Origin of the sequence: Membranihabitans marinus, from assembly GCF_019802045.1 — a bacterium.
GTDB lineage: Bacteria > Bacteroidota > Bacteroidia > Chitinophagales > Saprospiraceae > Membranihabitans > Membranihabitans marinus_A.
The window spans coordinates 273540-294100 of sequence record NZ_JAHVHU010000006.1; the positions used below are offsets into that span (position 1 = coordinate 273540).

Below are 20561 nucleotides of genomic sequence, written 5' to 3' on the forward strand. Positions count from 1 at the left end.
TCCTTTGTGTAGATTGTATACAGAATTAAATATAGCAATCTTTCCAGACATAAAATTAAAAACCACAACGGGGCAAGACCGCAGACCGCTAACTTCTGGTGCAGAAAAAGGGAAGCGAGCAGTTAATCAAGAATACGCCCCCCTCGCCAACCGTGATTAACCTACCACAATTTATTTACAATTATATCGAATCTAAGATCTATTTAAATTGACAATTAATATATTTAAATAGAAAATAATACACACATAAAGGAACGCCAAATGAGTCAAATTAGTACTTTTACCGCGTAATTCATTTCATAATAAATTTAACAAATAAATTATCCCACCATCGGCTATCCCACAGCAACCGCACCAGTACTGAGGGTTACGATTCAAAATATAATTGGGTTTTTCCTTTTTTACAGCTTATTTTAATTGAACGTTTGATTATAGCCAAACCAATATATAGCTTTGCCTTCTCAAATTGAAGCCATTCGAGCTTCATCCTGGTGCAAGCATCAGATTGGCTCCCCCACTATCGAAACAGAAACTATAATTAAAATCACATTGAGGTTACGCTCAATAGGGAAAGAAAAACGTCTATGATATCCATACAATATGGCGTGCAGTTCAACCTGCAACGCATGTATTCCATAGTGGCGCTCATGGGGCTTATAAGCCTGTACTGTGGTTCGAAAACAATTGCTCAAACAAGCAACTTGGTGCCGAATCAATACACGCCGATCACCACGGTTAATGGACTGAATCCGGTTTTGAACTCCAGTGATGTCAGCTGCAGTTTGTTTAATGGCTGTGTTTCCAATTTGGAAAACATCGCAGCACAGCCTGGTGCTGCTGCCTCCATGAATGCCAACTTAGGGTCGAGGGACTGGCTTGAAGTTCAGTTTAATGAAGTGGCTCCTGCAGGCAGTTGGGCGGGGTTTGTGGTGGAATCGGAGTTTAGTATTGCAGCACGGATTTTGATTACGGTATCTGACGGCACCGTTTCAGAATCTATCCGAGGCGGAAATTTGCTGGCCTTCGGGCTCCCGGGACCAAAGGAAAAAATCGGATTTTATACCTCCATAGATTTTGATCGGATTCGGGTAACTTTTGAAGGAGCTATGGGCTCGCTGGATGTTTACTACGCCGAAGTAAAGAAATTTGGCCCGGGTTCATCGTTGGCCTGCAGCACCTATACCACCTTAGCGAACCCGGAATTTGCAGTCATCGTAGAATCCGATCGCACCGGTTTTTCCGGCGTGAATCTAGGGGCTGTATCTAGACCCCACGATGCCGTTGATAACGATACCCAAAGTTACGCCGCTATCGAAATGCCCGTCGGTTTGGGCAGCGCTACGGGGCATTTTTCCATCCGGGATCAGGTCTCGACTTATCCAGAGGGGAGTTTTGCCGGGATGGATATTGACAATCCGGACTTTCCGGGTGCCCAATTGTTGCAATATCTGACCATCACGACCTACCTGGCGGGGACTCAACAGGAAAAGGCCTCGGGTGAAAATTTACTGTCCATCCCTTCGACCACAGAAACCGAACCTAATCGGCAAACCGTTGGATTTATTACCACCAGGGATTTTGACGAAGTTCAGATAACCATGGCACAAACGGATACTGAAATCGGCACTACTAAAATATTTGGGATGGCCTTAAAATCCTTTTGCTCGGAAAACATCATCGGCCTGGGGATTCTCAACCCAGATATCAAAACCACCTGGGTCGATGTTCCGGTCCTAGGAGATGTATCTACTAATGACCAACCCATCGGTCCGGCCCATTATGGTCCGGCAAGTCCACGTGAAAGTAATCCCACGGAAGGGGCATTACATCTGAATGCTAATGGCAGCTACGATTTTACCACAAGCAGCCCGGGCGTATACCGGTACGATGTTCCCATCACCGTTAATGGAACGATCACCTCCCGCACCCTGCAGATCACCGTGTTGGACGGCAACAGCACCAGCAATCCACCGGTCGTAAATCCTGACTTTGGAAGTGGCCCACAGGGCACCCCGATCGTGATCAACAGCGTAGCTAATGACGGACCGGGCAACGAAAACATACCGCTGGATACCAGCAGCATAAGTATAGTCACACCCCCAAATAATGGAACGACTTCGATCAATACCACCACCGGAGAAATTACATACACCCCGGAGCCTGGTTTTACAGGCCGTGATTCATTGGAGTATCAGATTTGTGACCAGGGAACGCCTGCGAACTGTGGCACGGCCTGGCAGTACTTTACCGTCAATCCGGATGGAGTCGACCCTTGGACCGATGCTACCGACGACTATGGTCGTACACCGTATGGCGAGCCAATGACCGGGAATGTCAGCACAAACGATGTAGACCCGCAAGGTGAACCGCAAACCGTTACCGCGCAAAACTTCACGGAACCCGGCGTAGGCACCTTTGTCCTGTCTGCAGATGGAAGCTACACCTTTACCCCCGCCGCCGGATTTTCCGGTGCGCATACCTTTACCTACACCACCTGCCGAACCAATGACGGATCGGTCTGTGCACAGGCGACGGTACATGTGATGGTGGAGCAGGCGGTGCCGGATTTGACTCCGACGATAAGAATCAAGGGATTGAACTTCGATCAATATTCTACGCCAAAGGACTTTATTGTCAATATATTTGAGGTAAATAATACCCCGACAGAGGGTCCCATCAAAGTACGGATCAATAAATTAACCGCTTTTACAATTTCCTATGAACCGAATAGTGGCACTTCCGATGTATTTGGCAATATAGCCAATGAAAATGGCAAATGGGACATTTCGGAAAATTCAGGTTTTATAACGTTCACCTCCAAACCAGAGATAACCATTCCGGGAAATAGCAAAAGTATATTAGGCCTTACCATAACTTCCAAAGAGGATACGCCTGTAAATACTTCGCAAAACATTACAACAACTATAGTAGCAGGGTCAGGTGGAGAAAAAAACTCTTCGAACAATTCAGCCATTGTTAAAATAACTCAGAATTAAAATACTTGATATATGAAATGTTCTATAAAAAACTTGTGCTTCATTTTGTTATGCGTGTCACTCCAAGCGATATCCAAGGCGCAGGAAGTCAATATTAATATTGTGATGACACCAGCTACCATAAAGGTTGGAGAGGTTGGTCATCTTAGTGTTCAAATCTGCAATTTTGGTAATCCTGAAATTCACATTCCAGCAGAAAGATTAAACCCTCAGGTATCTGTTCCCGCTGTATCCACGGAGATCGTGGGACTGGATTCTGAAAGTACTGCCATGTGGTCTATTATAAGTAACGATGGTGTTGATATTTTGCTTAAAAATATAGGCTCCATTCCCTCTGGAGAATGCAACGAGGTAATTATACTTATCAAAGGCGCTACAGAACAAGATTCGAGAACTATCTCATCCACCTTGTTTTTCGATGGCCCACCGCTGGAGAACGACAAGATCGAAAACAATAACAGCACCACATCGGTCGCTGTTTCGGGCATCCTCCCGATCGAACTCCTCAGCTTTTCCGCTTCCGCTCATCAGGACATGGTCGATCTGGACTGGGAGACCGCCACGGAATTGAACAACAGCCATTTCGAAGTACAGCGATCGGCAGACGGACGGAATTACACCACCATCGGTGAAGTAAAAGGCGCCGGGACCTCCAGCCAAGTCATCGGCTATGCATTCACGGATGAGCAGCCCGGATCCGGCAAAAATTACTACCGACTGAAACAAGTGGATTACAACGGTTCCTTTGATTACAGTCTGGTACGCTTGGTCACCCTGGGTGCAGACAGTCGCTTGAATGTATTCCCGAATCCGGTGGCCCCCGGTTCCGAAATCACCATTCAAGGTCAAAAAATCAGCACGGTACAATTATACAATATGCTCGGCCAGATTGTCGTGGATAAAGTCTATGGCCAGCCTCAATCCTCCATCACCATTTCCTCGGGCAACCTCGCGCAGGGCATTTATTCGGTCCAGGTTAATGGGGTGAACGAGAAAAGAGTGGTGGTGAAATGACCACAGGCAGCAGACCGTGGGCGGTTGCGCTGGTGGAAGGAACTTGCAGCCTCGCCTGTGCAGGCAGGTAGTACCTTACACCTGTGTAGCAGACCAGGTGTAAGGCACGCTCAAAGGTGCCTTCCACCAAGACCATGGAAGGAACTTGCAGCGTCGCCTGTGTGGGAGAGTAGTAGCTTAAACCTGTGACCCCTAACCGGGTTAATTCCGACAGGTGCCTCCAGAGTGTGGGATTTGCAAGCCGGTGGAAGCTTGAAGCCGGGAGGATTGTAAAGCCCGGACATCCACGCCCATACGCCCTGTCATAAATTTCCCAAATTCATCGAAATGGACCTTGCCTGAACATAATTTGCCATCCAGGCTAACGAATTACCTGTGCCCCTAACCAGGTCAATTCCGATCGGTGCTTAGACTAAAATCCTATTGTATCATCTCACAATACTTATCAAACAGCATAACTTCGAAGACGGCCAACGGAAGACCTCAGGGAGGTCTCATTTTATTAGCTGCTGGATCTTTTCCAAATAACGACCCGGCTACGGGTCGCAGACCAATGAAATATTTGACATAGATTCCAGGCTAAAATAATGTTTCCCGCGATCGGGTCCGACAGGTGCCTCCAGAGTGTGGGATTTGCAAGCCGGTGGAAGCTTGGAGCCGGGAGGATTGTAAAGCCCGGACATTCATAACTTTTCAAACAGCATAACTTCGGAGACGGCCAACGGAAGACCTCAGGGAAGTCTCATTTTATTAGCTGCTGGATCTTTTCCAAATAACGACCCGGCTACGGGTCGCAGACCAATGAAATATTTTCACTCCTTCCTTGGATAGTATGCAGAATTAAACAGCAATTTTTGCAGGCATGAAATGAAGAACCGAAAAAGGGGAAGACCGTAGAACCACTGACCGTGTACTTTTTGTGCAGAAAATTCACATAGGAGTGCAGATAACCAACTCCTGATATATTTAAAACTTTATCTGTCGACGGTCAGTGGTGTGTTGCTTGCAGTCGTTCGTCGTCGATCAGCTGCCGGAGTTCACCCCCCTACCAATCGTTCCAGCTCCATCGATCGGGATCCTTTGATCAAAATGGGATCCCCTTTTTGAATAGCTCTTTCATCCACAAATTCCACCTCCGGGCAAAAATTGAAATGAGGGTATTCCTTCCCGGCGGCCATCCTAAAATACTCCCCCACCAGCCACACTTGCTCAAATCCCAACGCATCGATCAATTCCAAAATACTTTGATGCTCTTCAAGGGTCGCAGCACCCAACTCCCCCATGTCACCTAATATAAGAACCCCTTGGTGTGGGTATTCTTCTCGAAAGAATGAAATAGAATGACGCATACTTGTCGGATTGGCATTGTATGCATCCAGATAAACCCGGTGTCCTTTCCAGGTCAGTATTTGAGACCGGTTGTTTTTGGGCACATAACCAGCAAGCGCCTCCACCACCGAGGCCAGGTCTGTTTTAAAGTAGCTGCTCACAGCAAGGGCATGAATCAGATTCTGGACATTGTGCCCACCCCATAAAGAAGATTTTAACGTCAATGTCTTGTCTACATTCTTCGACTTCAACCGAAGCTCGATGCCCCCTGAAAATTTCTCCATCTCCACAACGTAATCCGTTTCGGGAAGATGATTCCGATCAAAACGAATCTTTTGAACTGGATGTGACTTCAATGGACCCAGACTATCTTCCTCCAGGTTGAGAAATAAATAACCATCGTGGTGATTCAGGTAATCAGCCAGCTCCGCTTTGGCTTTCAGGACGCCCTCCACTGAATGTAAAAACTCGAGGTGGGATTTTCCAATATTGAGAATACTCCCATAATTTGGTTGGGCAATTTCGCACAGCGTGGCGATCTCCCCAAAGTGATTGGTTCCCATTTCCAACAATAAAAATTCGGTCTCTTTGGGTGCATTGAGCAGGGTCAGTGGTAAGCCAATATGGTTATTAAAATTCCCGGCCGTCGCATGAACCTGATACTTCGTACCCAACGCAGCAGCCAGCAAATTCTTATTGGTGGTCTTACCGTTGCTTCCTGTGATGGCCAACACCGGCACATTCAGCCATCGACGATATTCCCCGGCCAATTGTTGCATGGTCTGAAGCACATCTTCCACCAGCCAATAATCATCCCCTTCCAACCCACTGTCCCGAGCCACTATGACTGCCCGGGCTCCCTTCTCAAGGGCGTCCGAGGCAAACCGGGAACCATCGGTCTTTGAACCGGGCAATGCAAAAAACAGGTTACCGGGTTCAATGGTCCGGCTGTCAATGTCTGCACCTGTGCTTTCCAGCAAAAGGTCGAGTAAAGTAAGGTCTTTTTTCATGGCTCTAAAATAAAAAAAGCTCCCATGAACTATGGAAGCTTTTCGTGCTAATTCTTATGATTTTAAAAACACCGTGCAAGGTATATGCCTCGGCACGCACTTTTTTCAGTACACCAAAATCAATATCTTCTTTTTGACTTCTTACGTTTTTTGAACATATTCCCTCCATCACCATCGTTTCCGCTGGGCGGTCCGTTTCTGGTCATGGCACATCGGAAGCCCACCGACCGGCTTGACATATCTTGATTCATGTACCGCCTTGTTCCGGGACTCAGCCAGTATGGTCGATCTGCCCACGAACCTCCTTTGATGACACGGGTGCTGTCCGAAACCAAGGAGTTCTCACCATATATATATTCTGCACCGGAATCTTCATCACCATCCTTGTAGTTCCGTGCATCAGCCACGGAGATGGATTGCACATTATCGACTTCTTCTTCTGTCATCAACCGACGCTGAATTCGTCCCAGGCTATCTTTATCAGCTAGTGAACCGTCGTCGTTTTTGACAGCTGTGGAAAATGTGTTCCCCCGAAATGGATTTAAATCCTGGTTATCGGCATCTCTCAATGTCAAACTATGCATAGGACGGTACACATCAGCCACCCATTCGCTCACATTACCGGCCATATTGTACAAGCCGTAATCATTCGGATAAAAACTGACCGTTGGTCCGGGGATGGAAGCTTTGTCATTCAGATGACCGGCGACACCCATATAATTACCAGCGCCTTGTTTAAAGTTCGCCATGTATTCGCCTTGATATTTACCGCGCCATTTGTAGCGCACCGTATTTCCATTCCATGGATATATTTTGCGATCCGTAATCAGATCGTTGACTTCTGACTCGAGGTTTCCTTCCAGCGCATAGGCGGCATATTCCCATTCCGCTTCCGTGGGCAGCCGGTAACTGGGCAACATAATACCGTCTGAATAATTAACGGGACGTTCACCACCCGTCGAAAGATCTTTCAAATTTTTCTTCACAGAACCTTCATATTTTCCCGCCAGGTAGGCTTCTGTATTGAAGTTGTCCGCATTTTTCTGATCCGGATTGGGATTGAGAATGCCTTTTTCGATCAACAGCATCTCGTTCACCCGGTCGGTACGCCATTTGCAATACTCAACCGCTTGCTCCCAGGATACGCCAACCACCGGATAGTCGTCATAGGATGGATGCCGGAAATAATTTTCAACATAGGGCTCGTTGTAAGCCAGTTCTTCCCGCCATACCATGGTATCTGGCAGAATATCTTTGATCCGCTGCGGATATTGCTCTCCAAATACCCGGTTGTTCCAGTATACAAATTCTCGATAATCAATATTCGCTACCTCTGTTTCATCCATATAAAACGAAGAAACCGTCACCCGACGTGGAACCGCATCCCAGCGATACATCACATCTTCCTGGGGATTGCCCATGGTAAACGTGCCGCCCGGGATCAATACCAGGTTGGGTCCCGTAATCTGTCCTTCATAATCCAGCTTCTGAAAGCCACCCCATTCTTCACTGTTGTATTTCCAACCTGTGGTGGAGGAAACATCTTGCTTCTTACAGGAAGCCAAGCCCAATAAAAACGCTACCGTAAGAGCGATATAACTATATGTTCGCATGTAAAATCTCAATTTTTGCTCAAAAGTAAACTAAATTTAATTTCTTTCCAGTCCTTTTCAAAACGGCTTTTTTGAATTCTTATTTTATCAAGCGATATTATTTGCCATAAAAGCATTATCTATATCCTGAAATGAGCACCAGACACCGACCTACATACCTTTTTTTATTGACGCTGGGGATGTTGACTCTGGCAGTGTACGGACCGCTTTATTTTGGAACGTATACATTGACTGGAAGCACGGCAGACCTCATCTGTTCTGCATTTTCGCACATGGCGGAGGCCTTCCAACAAGGTACATTCCCGCTTTGGAATAAGTACCAGCTCCAGGGCCTGAACACCTCGATATTCCCCGTGTACTGGAACCCGGTCTACTTAGTATTAGCGCTCTTGTTTTCCTCCCCCGGTATCGCCTTGAACACTCTGCATCTTTTTTTGATTTTTGTCAGTGGATTGGGATTCTATAAATGGGCCGGAAGCTATCTTAAAAATAAAAACAGTGTCTTTCTCGCCGGGTTGATATATCCCCTCATCGGCTTTTTTACAACTCACGGTACTGATCTTAACGTGATTAATACTGCAGCATGGATGCCTGTGCTACTCTATAGTCATAGGAGCTATTTGCGAAAAGGCACATTCCGCTATGGTGCGATTCTCGGATTGAGTTTTTATCTGTTTGCTACTGCCACCTCACCGGGTCTGGTCCTGGCCGGCGGGACACTTCTACTCGCTCAAACGATGATGTGGTCACCGCACGATCACAATAGGGGAAGGCACCGTCGAATTTATGCTCTCGGTATTCCGGGGCTATCCGGTTTCCTGGTATGGAAAATCTATCTGATCCGGTGGCGCACGTACGATTATTCCGCCGAATTCATTCCAGCACCCACCACATTATCTCACTTTTTTCAGGATATGGTCGGTCTTGCCTTGCCAAAAACACCCGCGTTGGAGGCAAATTTACCGATTGGCGCAGAATCGGGACACCACATGATGCATATCGGAATACTTCTGATCATTCTGACGGTGTTTACCGGGATGCATCGCCCCACGAGAACTGATCGTCGACTCGGATTAGCAGCGTTCATCTTTCTGGGATTGACGCTGATGCTACTTCTGTTGCGATCGTTTACTACGGTCGGCACTTCAGTAATCACAACAGAAGCTCTTGTCGGATTTAAATTTTTTTTCGTCGGCGCTCTGATCGTACTGGGATTGAGGGGATTGGACAAGAGTGTAAAACCGACCACACAAAGCAAACTGCCATTCCTTTTCTTGATCAGTGGGGGACTCGCAGTCGGTACAGCCCTCGTTCTAAAGCTTTTGAATCCAAGTGGACTTCCATTTGGACTACAGCAAACCGACCTCTGGAAATCAGTCTCTTTTCTCCTGATAGCATCTGTCGTATGTTTTATCCGTCTCCCACGGTGGCGATGGATCGCTTTAGCTTCACTTATCTTGGTAGAACTGGGAATCAATCAGGAAAGCTATTTAAGCACCCCAAACCTGATAGGGACTACTACTGAACGACCCCATGCCACCGCTGGTGTATCGAACGGGATCATCGAACTTCACCAACCGGTCGGCAAATTCAGGGATAGTGACTTCTCATGGCCAAATCGGCAACGGAATATAGGAACGCTTACCAGGACCCTGGTCAAGGATGGTTACTGGCCGTGGAGGTCAGACCGACAGACGACGCACATGGACACTCCGGATCACAATGCACAACTACGCTACCCTTTGTTCTACCTTAGCCGTGACACAACCGGGAGTGCCACACCAATTTATACACATCTTCAAGAGCACATCACCATCCTTTCCCACTCCGACCATCACTGGGAGTTGTCATTTCTGAATCAGTATGAAAAGTTTCTGATCTTGAATCAAAACTATCACAAAGATTGGATTGCTTACATCGACCAGGAGCGCGTCCCTGTTCACCCGACCGATACCGGAATGATGAAGATTGCGGTAAAACCTGGGCTGCACACGGCAACTTTTCTATTTAGATCCGATGGATTACTTCACCTTTTTGGAGTTACCATGGTGGTGATTTTGTTGATGGTAATATTCATGATATCGACGAAGACTTTCCCCCTGAGTGCCTTTGGACCGGGTATTCCCATCCTGATGGTATTTGTATTGAACACCGGCCAAAACAAACCGGCGAGCAAGGAAAAGGAACCCTCAAGGGAACCCGCAGATTATGTGATGAATTATGAATCAAACCGTCCCTTTTGGTTTGTACAGGCTGATCAAATCACCCCCTGGGATTCTTTTGACGGATACCGAGCCGAATCTTTTGACGCCAACGCAGAATACAGTGCGACTCTCCAGCTTCACCGCAGTGCGCTCAAAGGAAAAACTGCGCTCGGATATCGTTTCCGATTAAAAGCTGCAGCACCTGTCGATGTGGCCGTCGTAGCCAAAACCTATTCTCAGAATGATGAATCATATAACATTCACTATTTGACATCGTTAGATACTGATAAATGGCATACTCTGGAAGGTCAATTTTCGTTACAGGAACCCGAACCGCCTTTGGTGAAGACAGAGTTTTACCTTTGGAACTATAAAGAACAGGATTTTTTAATCGATGATATTGAGATCAAGCTGAGTCCATGAGAATTTTTTACATCATTGCCATCATGGGGTTTGCCGCCGGATTTGCTTATGGCCAATCCACCCTTTCTATTGACCTGACTTGGAAGGAAAACCGGGGAGAGCAACTTGTTCTGATGAATGAAGGTCATGATTCTGGCAACCTGCCGGTTATATTTCGCAGAGTACCCATCGGTTCAGGCGATAGCCTGCGGGTTGAATTGGTGGCCCGCCAGGAAAAAAGATTCGCCAATTACCAGGCACCTGGTGATCTTTCTGCTGATTATCGAATCGTCACATATACAGAGACAGAAAAAGACCAACAGTATGGAACGATATATCTCTACCCCATTCGAAAAAACAGCCACAGTGATGTGACCGTTCTTGAATCCGGTCAGCTTAAAATTACAATCATCCCTGGTAAACCCGCTATCCGGACCCGCCGGGTTGATTTCACAAACAAATCAGCCCTTTCAGAAGGTCAGGTTGTCCGGTTTCCTATACTGGAAAGCACGGTATATCGCATTGACTATGAGCAGCTACCCGATGCGTGGACGAGCCAAAATTTTTCACCGGAGCGGATCCAACTGTTCGCCGGACACCCCGGCCCCCTGCCCTATGGCGTCGACGATCCCAAAATCGACGACCTTCAGGAAGTACCTTATTATCTGGACGGAGAAATGACACGACAGGGAGACGGAATGGTGTTTTATGCCGTGGGGAGTCACCGGAAAGAGGTATCCGAGGAACCGGGGTTTCTCACCATTCAACACAACGTGTATGCAGACACCAACTATTATTACCTGCGATACGGTGAAGAAAACGGTCGACAAATAGACCCACCACCACCACTAACAGCAAAACCAGCGGCAGCGGTGTCAAAAGGCGCTGATGTCTGGCGCTACGAAGAGGACAATTACAACATCCTGGAAAGCATCATCCAGGGGTCGGGACGCACCTGGTACACAGAGGCTTTTACCGGTTCGACCTCGCGGGATTACAGCGCAATGGTGGGAGCACTTCCCATCGATCAGGACCGGGAGGTTTTATTTTCAGCAGCTTTTGCCGGGCGATCTGATTTTCAAAATACGATAACATTTGAGGTTGGTGACCAGAAATACAGCAAGAGTGTGGGACCGGTACAAATGGCTGACCGGTATGGAGTAGCCGCCCGGATAGCAACCTTCCAGAAGAACCTGTCCCTGGACCCGATTCATCTTTCCTTGCGACATCAGACCCAACAAGGGAACAGCCGTGGGTGGCTGGATTACCTGGAACTGGCATATACCAAACCTCTGAAATATGAGAACGTCCCATTGGAGTTTCATGACTTTTCCGGTGCGGAAGCTTTCCAGGTGACGCAGGCCAGCCAGGGGCTGTTGGCGTTTCAGATCACAAATCCTTTTGAGATCTCGGTTGTGCCGGCTCTGCATGAGAATTCATCTTTCTTTTTTGAAGGAGGGAATCCCGTCATAGGTACACCTCAGCACTTCGTGGTTTTTAACCCCAAACAGGCTGCAAAAGTATCCAGCATCAAAAAGGTAGACCCTCAAAACCTTCATGGCATCCAGTCTGTAGATTATCTGATCGTATACCACCCCCGATTCCGCCAGGAGGTGCAGCAGCTTGCAAATCACCGGCAGCAGCACAATGGTTTCAAAGTGGAAATGGTGAATATCCTGGATATCTATCAGGAGTTTTCGTCTGGGAAAACAGATCCTTCCGCGCTTCGGAATTTTTTGAAGATGTTGTACGACCGCGGAAACAAGGATATCCGCGTTTTACTTTTTGGAGATGGAAGTTTTGACTACAAACTCGCCAAAAATGCAAATTATGCGGATGAAAATTTTATTCCTGTTTTTGAAACTGAAAACTCCCTCAATCCGATCCGTGCTTTCCCTTCCGACGACTACTATGCATTGCTCGACGACCGGGAGGGTGGCGATCTCAAAGGAGCACTTGACATTTCCATCGGCCGCATCCCGGTACGGACCGCTTCAGAAGCAGCGATTATGGTCCAAAAAATACTGGCTTATGACACAGACCCGCGTCGGTATGGAGAGTGGAGAAAAGAGATGCTTATGGTTGCCGATGACGGCAACTACAATTTATTCCTGGGTTATACCGAACGCCTGAGTGCCAACATCGAACAAACCGTGCCTCCTTTTCAGATTAACAAAGCCTACGTAGATGCTACGCAAAAACAGATCACACCAAACGGGACACTGAGTCCAAAGACAAATGCCATCATCAACAACAGCGCATACGAAGGACAACTCATCATCAACTACCAGGGGCACGGGAACTCCAGAGGGTGGGCTGATGAGGCGATCCTGGCCAAAGCCGATTTGGAAAAATGGAACAACTTCCAAAAATACCCGGTATTGGTGACAGCCACCTGTACGTTCGCCGGGTATGACGACCCGCGCGAAGTCACGGCAGGTGAGTATTCACTCGTCCTGCCGGGCAAAGGTGCCATTGCTTTATTTTCGACCACTCGGGTGGTCTATGCCAACAGCAATGACCGCCTGACTACATCATTGTTTAACCGACTAATGGAACGGATCGACACCCCACCTGAATTGGGAGAATGGATCCGGTTGGCCAAGAATGCACACCGGTCCGACACCCTCGATATCAATTCGCGGAAATTCACTCTCCTGGGAGATCCTGCACTAAAAATCGGAATACCGGAATACGAAGCTGTCATAACCGCTATAAACGGCAAAGATCCGGCCTCCGCAGATTCTATCCGGTTGGGTGCGCTGGAGAAAGTTACCGTTAGCGGTCATATTCAGAACCGCCAGGGGCAAATTCAGGACAACTTCTATGGCGAACTGGCTCCGACGCTCTATGACAAAAAGAAATCTCTGCAGACCTTGGGCCAGGGGAACGACAACTACCCGGAACGCTTTGAGGTGTGGCGAAATGTCATTTTTAAAGGTCGGGCTTCTGTTGATCGGGGACGGTTTGAATTTGAATTCATCGTACCCCGGGATATTGATTACACGATCGGACCTGGCCGAATGAGCTTGTACGCCGATGACGGAATGAATTCGGACGCCTGGGGCGCAGGAGACAGCATTCTGATCGGTGGATCGGCGGATCAACCTATTGAGAACGACCACCAGGGTCCTGCCATCGACGTGTTTTTGGGTGATAAAAATTTTGTGAGCGGTGATGAGGTCGAGCCCAACGCATTATTGCTTCTGGACATCGAAGATCCCAGCGGGATCAATGTCAGCGGCAATGGTATCGGCCATGATCTGATCTATTATCTCGATGACCAGTTGGAATCCGAAACGGTTCTCAACAACTATTTTAAATATGATCTGAATTCCTACTCGAAGGGCAGTGTCGAATTTCCTCTGGACAATCTGGAACCGGGCAAACATACGCTGACGATTAAAGTATGGGACAGTTATAATAATTTATCAGAAAAAACGGTTGAATTCTATGTCAACAAGAAAGAGTTGGCCATTGAGCATGTGTTGAACTACCCCAATCCGTTTTTTGATCGCACAGAATTTCAATTTGAGAACCCATTGATCGGGGCGGATCTTAAGATCGTCATCGATATTTTCACACCGTCGGGTCGGCTGGTGCATCGAATTATAGAAAATCGAAATTCCACCGGACAAATGGTTCGTGGTATTTATTGGGACGGGACAGATCAATGGGCTCAGAAACTGGCCAATGGCGTATACATTTATAAAATCAAAATAGTAGAACAATCAGGCAATAAACCCACTCAATTGGACAGTGACTTTCAAAAGCTTCTGCTCTTGAATTAATTGTACAAAATATACTTTATATTTGCCGACTTTTGAATGAGGTCGTTTAAAAAGGAATTTTAAATGGTTTCAGTAATTACAACCCACAATATGAAAAAAATAGTACTGTTTTTTCTTTTCCTGATTTCAGGTCTATATGTACAGGCTCAGTGCGAACTCAACCCCGTCACCGGAGAACTTCAATACCCGGATGGTACCAAGTGTCCAAACGCGATACCCACCGCTGTACCTTTCCTCTCAATCACACCCGATGCGCGGAGTGGGGCGATGGGCGATGCGGGAATAGCCATCTCGGGGGATGCCAATGCCATCGCCTACAACATTTCCAGACTCGCTTTTGCCGAAGAGGATGCAGGAATATCCCTGACCTACACGCCCTGGTTGAAAAACATTGGGTTGAACGACGTGTTCCTGGGTTACGTATCGGGTTACACGAAGATCGACGACTTCCAGGCGGTCACCGGATCGTTGAGGTATTTTAGTCTCGGTGAAATCCAATACACTGATGAAAACGGGATGGCGACCGGATTTGGAAGTCCCAATGAATTTGAAGTATCGCTGGGGTATGCCCGTTTATTGGCAGAAAATCTGAGTGTGGGTGTGGGTGGAAAATTTATCTATTCGAATCTGGCCTCGAATCAAACCGTGAATGGAAGCGAGATCCAGTCCGGGATCGCCGGTGCTGCAGACATCTCTTTACTGTACAAACTGGAAATGGAAGGGTATTATGAAAACAATTTGAACATCGGATTATCCCTGCGCAATCTCGGATCAAAAATCTCGTATGTGAAGGACCGGAGCTTTTTTATCCCGGCCAATATTGGTCTGGGATTAGCTTATGAAATGAACTTTGATGAATACAACAAACTGACGCTTACGACAGATATCAATAAATTAATGGTCCCTACCCCTCAGGTAGACAGCACCAAACAACGAGAGAGTCTGGATGCGTCGCCTATATCTTCGTGGTTCAATTCTTTTGGCGATGCGCCAACGGGTTTCAAAGGGGAGATGAGAGAGCTAACCTTTTCGTTCGGAGCCGAATATTGGTATGCAGACCAATTTGCAGTCCGGGCAGGATACTTTTATGAATCTCCGCTGAAAGGAAACCGAAAATATCTGACGGCAGGACTGGGCATTAAATACAACATTGTCGGTATCAATCTGGCTTATCTTCTTTCAACACAAAACACGCTTCAATCATCATCCCCGCTGGATAAGACGCTTCGGTTTAGCATCCTGTTTAATTTCGGAGATGCAGCCAATGGAAGTAGATTGTAAGAGAAGACCGTGGACCCTGGACCGTGGACCGACGACCGCCGCAGTAACAAGGGGAAGTCACAGTCACAGTTCCAGCTACAATCAGACTCGGGAATCCCGGTTACGTAGCCTGGACCCACGGACTTACTGATCTCTAGTCTCTTTTTGGGATCGGGAAGCTTGTGGGATTGGCTTGTGCGGGTGAAAGATTTCCGAGCCCTTCTAGCTTCGGTGGTATTAATAACCAGGTTTTCTGACACAATCGGGCTCGGGAATCACGGTTACGCGCTTCCAACCCGATCGCCAATGAATATAAGACCGATATCACATTAGATGCCCCTACATCTGATCCAGCCCAAAGGTGTAAGGTACTGACCGTATGCACATGCCACGCTGCAAGTTCCTTCCACCATAAAGGTAACGTGTCCGCTTTGGGCGGATCAAATTAGACTACTCGTTTTCTCATCGCTTCAATTAACAAATTGGATCAAGATCAAAAGTCGGGTAATGTAAACTAGGAATAAAGACAATGTGAATGACCCCAGACGGGGTCAGATTAGGTTAGCACCGTGCAAAAAAAGAACAATCGACCTCAGCGAGGTCGGATTAGATTTGCGCAGAATATTTCATCAGACCATCTTGGTTATTCCAGGAAATCGAATAGGTATTCATCTTTAAAATCAATTTCAAAATCATTTAACATGGACAAATATTCATCCTTTAAGCGTACTTTTTGATGGTGTTTCTCCTGATTACGAATATACTCTATGATCTTACCTTTTTCTCTGTAACTATAAGAGAATGCACCATATCCAGTTTGCCATTGAAATTTACTTCGGGTAAACCCTTTATTTTTGATAAAACTATTGCTGGACTTTTTAAGCTCTCTAACCAAATCACTAATTAATTCAGTATCTCTATAATCAAAAAACAAATGGACATGATCATAGCTACCATTTACTGCCAGTGGATAATTTCCTCTGTCTAAAAGTGATGTGGACATGTAGGAAAAAAGTTCACTCCGCCAAGATTTCGCCAGTATTGCTTCCCTATATTTAACAGCGAATATAATTTGTATGTAAATCTTTAGATATTTATTGGCCATAGTGTTTCTTCTTAATATAACACACTTTCTGATATTTTCATCTACACCACCCAATTAAAACACATCCAAAATTTGAGAAATGCGTGCCACCAAACTAATCCGACCCTGACTGGGTCGGTGGTATTGTATCAATACCTGGCTAACCTAATCTGATCCCCACGGGATCAGTCCATTGTAAAAGATTTGAGCAAAATGGAACCACCAACCAAAGTAAGATCGATACTTTAGGCCCCAAATGGAGTACCACTTGTCGATATTTGTATTCATGAAGAGTTAACCTCAGTCAAACAAAATCTTGCTAAAAATAACAATAGAAAGAGTTCGAATTTTCGAAGGATAATCCGAAACTCCTATGAATCATCGACCCAGGATAAGCCGAACCAGGGTAAACTATTGGCATATTCCTATTGTCAATCCGCAGAATCCCGCTTACGCACATCCCGGCCCACGGACTTGCCGATCCCAGATAACACTTTAGACAAGGATAGCGGCCGTCAGCGATCAACCGCCCCTAATTCATCATTAACAATTTACCATTAATCATTACTAATCGCTGCTACACCAGGCAAGGTCTTTCCTTCCAGGTATTCGAGCATGGCCCCGCCGCCGGTGGATATAAAAGAGATGTTGTCGGATTCACCGGACTGATTCACAGCGGATACAGAATCTCCCCCACCCACCATGGTAAAGGCGCCACGCTTGGTGGCTTCCGCCATGGCTTCTGCGATCGCAATACTACCGCTGGCAAATTTTTCCATTTCAAATACACCCATGGGGCCATTCCACATGACCGTTTTTGATTTTTCAATGATTTCTGAAAACCTTTTGATGGCTTTTGGTCCGATGTCGAGGCCCATCCAGCCATCGGGGATCTGATCGCTGGCCACAGTTTGAGTCTGAGCGTCATTGCTAAATTGATCGGCGATCACACTATCCTGAGGCAGGATAATCTCCGTATGTTTTTTAGTTGCATTGTGTAGCAATTCTTTAGCGAGCTCCAACTTGTCTTCCTCCACGAGTGAATTTCCAATCTTCCCTCCATATGCTCTGAAAAAAGTATACGCCATTCCGCCCCCTACCAGAATGTAATCGCACTTTCCCAACAGGTTCTCCAACAGTCCAATCTTATCAGATACCTTGGCACCTCCAATCACCGCGGTATAAGGTTTCTGAGGATTGGATCGAACCACTTCTGCATTGTTAAGTTCTTTTTCCATCAGGAAACCAAATGATTTGTGTTCCTGGTCAAAAAACTGCGCTACTTTGGTGGTGGAAGCATGCGCCCGGTGTGCTGTTCCAAAAGCATCATTGACAAAATAATCTGCCAGCTCGCTCATTTTCCGGGCCAAATCTTCATCTCCTTTTTCTTCGCCGGGCTCGAATCTCGTATTTTCGAGCAACAGAACATCACCTGGTCTAATCGCATCGGCCTTTTGACGTGCGTCTTCACCCACTGTATCCGCTGCAAATTCTATAGATTGCCCCACTAATAAAGCCAGATGATCAACCACGTGCCGAAGGGTAAATCTGTCCCGATCGATACTTCCATCCTCTTTTTTCTTTTTCTGTGGCCGCCCAAGGTGTGACATCAGAATTACCGCAGCATTATTATCCAACAATTCCTGGATGGTCGGAAGAGCCGCCTGAATTCGGGTATCGTCGGTAATATTGTATTGATCGTCCAACGGTACATTAAAATCTACACGTACCAAAACTTTTTTTCCCTGGTAATCCTTTTTCATGTTCTATTGTTATTTATGTTTCGTAGGGTAAAGATAAAGATTCTCTGAAACGGGTTAGACAATTTAACCGGAGAATTTATAAATAGACGTATATTGCACTACACAACACCACATAACACATTGATAATAAGCAGATTTCAAGCACCGTGCCCCGAACACGTTCATTCGGACTATTTTGAACAGAATGGCGGGAGTATAAATGGTTTGACATAGCTTAGATTGTTGGAACACCAAGGTAAAAATGAAGCGCGAAGATTTTGATAAAATTTCCGGATCCATCCCTCGCACCCCCGGGATATACCAGTTTCTGAACAAATCAGGTACACCGATCTATATCGGGAAGGCCAAAAACCTAAAAAGCCGGTTATCGAGTTACTTTACAATCGATCAACATCGGCAATTTCGTACGCGCATGATGGTCAGTCACGCCCGTGAAATCAACTGGACGGTGGTGGAAAGTGAAGCGGATGCCTTTCTGTTGGAAAATACGTTGATCAAACGTCATCTTCCCCGCTACAATGTCATGCTGAAGGACGGAAAATCCTACAGCTATATCTGTATTAAAAATGAACGTTTTCCCAGGGTCTTTTTCACCCGGAACATCGAACGGGATGGTTCGGATTATTTTGGTCCCTATACCTCCAAGTGGCGGGCAAATATCCTGCTCGAACTTATTCGCGATCTTTTTCCACTAAGAACATGCAACCTCAATTTAAGCGAAGAAAACATCAAAGCGGGTAAATACAAGATATGCCTGGAATACCAGATTGGCAATTGTGCCGGTCCATGTGAAGGGAGAGAAACCGTGGAAAGTTATGATGCTAAAATTGCTCAGATTAAAAACATCCTTCGCGGTAATTTCGGACCGGTGAAAAAACACCTGATGGAGCAGATCGAGTTTTTTGCAGAACAACTTAATTTTGAAAAAGCACAGGAACTCAAGGAAAAGATGATCGCCTTTGAGGATTACCAGGCCAAATCAACGGTCGTCAATCCGCGCATTGAAAACATCGATGTGTTTTCCGTCGAAATAGACGAAGAATTTGCATTTGTGAACTATATCCGTGTGGTGCGTGGTGCGATCATCAATTCACATACCGAAGAGGTTAAGTTGAAAGTAGATCTGACTGAAGCAGACATCCTGGAAACCTTTATCCCCAATTTAAGGGACAAGTTCAATTCCAATGCGCCCGAAGTCCTGGTCTCTCATCAACCCGGCTGGGTGACCGAAGAGGTCAAAATCACCCGGCCACAGCGCGGTGACAAGAAAAAACTAATTGATCTTTCGATCAAAAATATAAAGTTTTTCAAGTTGCATTTTTACGAACAGCGCGCCAAGTTCAAAAAGAAGCCCACCCATCAGGATCGGATCCTAAAAACCCTCCAGTCCGATCTTAATATGGACCATTTGCCCCGGCACATCGAGTGTTTTGACAACTCGACCATGCAAGGCAGTAATACCGTGGCTTCGTGCGTCGTGTTCCGCAACGGAAAGCCTGCCAAATCAGACTATCGTCATTTCAATATCAAATCCATTGAGGGCCAGGATGACTTTGCCTCAATGAAGGAGGTTGTTTTCCGGCGATACAAGCGCATGATAAATGAAGGCGAATCCCTGCCGGACTTGATCATCATTGATGGGGGAAAAGGTCAATTGAGCTCGGCGGTTGAAAGCCTTCGGGAGTTGGGAATTAAAAACCAAGTCACCATTATCGGGATCGCCAAAAGACTGGAGGAAATTTATTTTCCCGGGGATTCCATCCCCGTGTATATCAATAAAAAGTCAGAATCACTCCGACTCATCCAACATGCCCGAAATGAAGCGCACCGGTTCGCCATCACTTTTCACCGTAAGAAACGTTCTCAACGGGTCCATCAGACTGAATTAACACAAATCCCGGGCATCGGTGAGAAAACGTCCCAAAAACTTCTTCGCGCTTTTAAGTCCGTGAAAAATATCCGGAACGCCAAAAGTGACGAATTGGCCACTATTATCGGGCCTGCGCTGGCAAAAAAGGTAAAAAAGCACTTTCAAAAAAATTAATTGGTGCAAAAAATTTGTACTATTCATCATTATTGGTAAATTTGCATTCGC

At 46.3% G+C, this 20561-nt stretch carries 10 protein-coding genes; 6 read left to right on the forward strand and 4 right to left on the reverse strand.

The features are described from left to right. The first annotated feature begins 584 nt into the window (after positions 1 to 584). Together KUV50_RS07085 and KUV50_RS07090 are read left to right on the forward strand one after the other, a co-directional pair. Positions 585 to 2996, forward strand: a complete 2412-nt coding sequence (locus KUV50_RS07085) for an Ig-like domain-containing protein (RefSeq protein WP_222579406.1) — start codon at positions 585 to 587, stop codon at positions 2994 to 2996. Positions 2997 to 3008: 12 nt separating this feature from the next. Next, a complete protein-coding gene (locus tag KUV50_RS07090; RefSeq protein WP_222579407.1) occupies positions 3009 to 4010 on the forward strand; it encodes a T9SS type A sorting domain-containing protein in 1002 nt (333 codons plus the stop codon). 1037 nt (positions 4011 to 5047) lie between these two features. Here KUV50_RS07090 and murF read toward each other — a convergent pair. Both murF and KUV50_RS07100 read right to left on the reverse strand, forming a co-directional pair. Next, entirely contained in the window at positions 5048 to 6349 is a 1302-nt protein-coding gene (gene murF / locus KUV50_RS07095; RefSeq protein ID WP_222579408.1) for a UDP-N-acetylmuramoyl-tripeptide--D-alanyl-D-alanine ligase, read from the reverse strand. Between the two features lie 119 nt (positions 6350 to 6468). Continuing rightward, a complete protein-coding gene (locus tag KUV50_RS07100) occupies positions 6469 to 7962 on the reverse strand; it encodes an SUMF1/EgtB/PvdO family nonheme iron enzyme (RefSeq protein WP_222579409.1) in 1494 nt (497 codons plus the stop codon). A 131-nt stretch (positions 7963 to 8093) separates the two neighbouring features. Here KUV50_RS07100 and KUV50_RS07105 point away from each other — a divergent pair, with 131 nt between their 5' ends. The 3 genes from KUV50_RS07105 (at position 8094) to porV (ending at position 15640) form a co-directional block, all read left to right on the forward strand. Then, positions 8094 to 10589, forward strand: coding sequence for a hypothetical protein (locus tag KUV50_RS07105; RefSeq protein WP_222579410.1), 2496 nt, complete (start codon positions 8094 to 8096; stop codon positions 10587 to 10589). After that, positions 10586 to 14359, forward strand: a complete 3774-nt coding sequence (gene porU, locus KUV50_RS07110; protein ID WP_222579411.1) for a type IX secretion system sortase PorU — start codon at positions 10586 to 10588, stop codon at positions 14357 to 14359. The genes KUV50_RS07105 and porU overlap by 4 nt, the downstream gene beginning before the upstream one ends. A 90-nt stretch (positions 14360 to 14449) precedes the next feature. Continuing rightward, on the forward strand, positions 14450 to 15640 hold the full coding sequence (porV, locus tag KUV50_RS07115; protein WP_222579412.1) for a type IX secretion system outer membrane channel protein PorV: 1191 nt from the start codon (positions 14450 to 14452) through the stop codon (positions 15638 to 15640). A 622-nt stretch (positions 15641 to 16262) separates the two neighbouring features. Here porV and KUV50_RS07120 read toward each other — a convergent pair. Both KUV50_RS07120 and KUV50_RS07125 read right to left on the reverse strand, forming a co-directional pair. After that, positions 16263 to 16724 carry a transposase gene (locus KUV50_RS07120; RefSeq protein WP_222579413.1) on the reverse strand — a complete coding sequence of 154 codons (462 nt, stop codon included), beginning with the start codon at positions 16722 to 16724 and terminating at the stop codon, positions 16263 to 16265. Between the two features lie 536 nt (positions 16725 to 17260). Next, positions 17261 to 18466 carry a phosphoglycerate kinase gene (locus tag KUV50_RS07125; protein ID WP_222579414.1) on the reverse strand — a complete coding sequence of 402 codons (1206 nt, stop codon included), beginning with the start codon at positions 18464 to 18466 and terminating at the stop codon, positions 17261 to 17263. A 241-nt stretch (positions 18467 to 18707) separates the two neighbouring features. Between KUV50_RS07125 and uvrC the strand changes: the two genes are divergently transcribed. Next, a complete protein-coding gene (uvrC, locus tag KUV50_RS07130; protein ID WP_222579415.1) occupies positions 18708 to 20510 on the forward strand; it encodes an excinuclease ABC subunit UvrC in 1803 nt (600 codons plus the stop codon). The last annotated feature ends 51 nt before the right edge of the window (positions 20511 to 20561 follow it).